This is a genomic window from Staphylococcus sp. HMSC056G08 (assembly GCF_001812305.1).
In the GTDB taxonomy this organism is placed as follows: domain Bacteria; phylum Bacillota; class Bacilli; order Staphylococcales; family Staphylococcaceae; genus Staphylococcus; species Staphylococcus simulans.
In genome coordinates, this window is record NZ_KV808459.1 from 1 (window position 1) to 2,193 (window position 2,193).

The 2,193-nt window shown below is 36.8% G+C and carries 4 protein-coding genes; all 4 read right to left on the minus strand.

Annotated features, from left to right (window positions below; translation table 11 throughout):
* Positions 1 to 33 precede the first annotated feature (33 nt).
* From HMPREF2846_RS05480 to HMPREF2846_RS05495, 4 genes are read right to left on the minus strand one after another with little or no spacing between them, the layout of a single operon-like run.
* Positions 34 to 711: a putative HNHc nuclease gene (locus tag HMPREF2846_RS05480; protein ID WP_070626036.1), complete on the minus strand. Its 678-nt coding sequence runs from the start codon at positions 709 to 711 to the stop codon at positions 34 to 36.
* 12 nt (positions 712 to 723) lie between these two features.
* A complete protein-coding gene (ssb, locus tag HMPREF2846_RS05485) occupies positions 724 to 1,170 on the minus strand; it encodes a single-stranded DNA-binding protein (protein WP_070626038.1) in 447 nt (148 codons plus the stop codon).
* On the minus strand, positions 1,170 to 1,841 hold the full coding sequence (locus HMPREF2846_RS05490) for an ERF family protein (RefSeq protein WP_070626040.1): 672 nt from the start codon (positions 1,839 to 1,841) through the stop codon (positions 1,170 to 1,172). Before HMPREF2846_RS05490 ends, ssb begins: the two co-directional genes overlap by 1 nt.
* On the minus strand, positions 1,804 to 2,058 hold the full coding sequence (locus HMPREF2846_RS05495) for a DUF2483 family protein (protein WP_070626042.1): 255 nt from the start codon (positions 2,056 to 2,058) through the stop codon (positions 1,804 to 1,806). Before HMPREF2846_RS05495 ends, HMPREF2846_RS05490 begins: the two co-directional genes overlap by 38 nt.
* Positions 2,059 to 2,193: the final 135 nt, after the last annotated feature.

The window sequence follows — 2,193 nt, forward strand, 5'->3', positions numbered from 1 at the left end:
AGAACTTCTTTTTCGGATTCTAATTTTTCTATATTATTCATCATTTCTTTCTCCTCTCAACATTTTATTAAGCCGATCATCTACTGAAATCCACGAGTTTTCTAAATGATGTAATTTATCGAAACTTTCAACGCCCATATCATGTTGAGACTGATGATGCTCTCTGCATAGCGCTAACACTTCATATCCGTAATGGTTCATTGTCTTACGGTTCTTTCCTCTGCCTATTGCATAATGGTGTGCAAGGTCTGAATGAGGTTTACCGCAGATAACACAGTTACGGTTGACTGTAGACCAGTACAAGAAAGATTTATCTTGTTTAAGCAGGTCGCTTGTTTTATAAGCTAATGGAATATTGTTATGAAATATCCAATCAAGTGTAACTTCTATGATTTGGTTTGCTTGGGTACGTGTGCAGTCACTCAATGATATGTGCTTGTCGTAGCCGTAGTAAGTCCGAACGAACTCGATGAACAAATGTCTCATGTAGTCCATTGGTTGTCCTGTATGAGCTTCTATGTCTTTGACAAGTGCAAATATCTTACGACGTTGCTTGCCAGTAATTTTAAACGGATCTACGACTTGAACATCGACTTCTACATCCATTCCGTTATCCAGTAACAAGGTCTCTTTATTGCCTAGTGTTACATTCTTGATGACGGCAGTAATTGTACCGTCATCTTCTTGAATGTAATTAGTGATTTTCTGCATTTAAAACCACTCCTAGAAAGGTAAATCATCCGTATCCATATCAAAGTTGTTGCTATTATTGAATGGATTGTCGCTTTGAAGCGCCTTCTCTCTTTGCTGCACTTCGTTATTTGATTGGTTATTGTTTGAGGCTTGTGCATTCTTAGGTTCTAAGAATTGCACACTGTCACACACAACTTCCGTAACAAATACTCGATTACCTTCTTTGTTTTCATAGCTGCGTGATTGTAAGCGGCCATCGACACCCGCTAAACTGCCTTTATTCAAATAATTATTGACGTTTTCTGCTTGTTTACGGAATACAACACAGTTGATAAAGTCCGCCTGCTGCTCTCCGTTTTTACTCTTAAAATTACGGTTGACTGCTAGTGTGAATGCGGCTACATCTACACCGCTTTGCGTTGTTCTGAATTCCGGGTCTTTTGTTAAGCGACCTACTAATACAACTCTGTTTAACATTATTCATTCTCCTTTGCTTGTTTTGACCAGTTATCTAATTTTTTGATGCATACAGTGATTTGACTATTACTTAAACTCTGAACATCGTTGATACCTAGCTTTTGCTGGACATCATCAACACTTACTTGTTTTCCTACAGACTGCATAAGTTCGCTGAATTTCAACATTTCTTCTTTTAATGTCCCAATCGCTTTAGCATCTGGTTTGGTATATTGCTCGCGCTTTTGTTTAGCATCAGCGTCATCCTCATCAGTAGGGATATTAAAGAACTTCATTAAAAAGTAACGTTCAGCATAAGTTAGTGCAGTACCATGCGCTTTAGAAACATCGTCTTGCTGTCCGACAGAATAGAATGTTACTTCAAGTTTTTCTTCTGGCTTATCCGCATTGATCCATACATATGTCAATTTCATTTCGACGACAAATTCAGATGTTGTGACTTCTCTATTTGCTTTTTTATTGAACCTCGTAACTTCAATTTTTTTATAGTTTTCTTCTGTTGTACTAGGAACGAGCAATAAATTATGTTCAATCATTTTACTTCTGATTCTGTGTAATACTTGAGAGCCACTAACATATGAGTAGTTGTAGCCTTTAGTATCTTTAGTGAATCCATCTATATTAGCTTTAACGTCAGCTATTTTTTGGAATAGGTTCATTTCTTGTGTCATATGCGACCTCCTCATATTCAGTTGTTTCAGTTACCGTCTTTTTTATTGCAGTATGGAATGTCATATCGACTGCGGCATCTTCCATTCCGTTGAACTCTCTAGCGTCACTAAGGCTGGTTGAATATTTGATTGTAGTGTTTTGTTCAGTGGGTCTGTTTGTAACATATAAGTTGGTATCAGTAATCTTAATAAGATAGGTAACTGTTTGTTTAGGCATTGGAATTCACCTTTTTTCTGTCACTCAATATTTTTTCTATATTTGATATGCATTGCTTTTTGTATTCTTCGCTATTGTCACTGCCGACAATCACATGTTGTACGTCTAAGTCTTTTCTATATGTGAATACTAGTG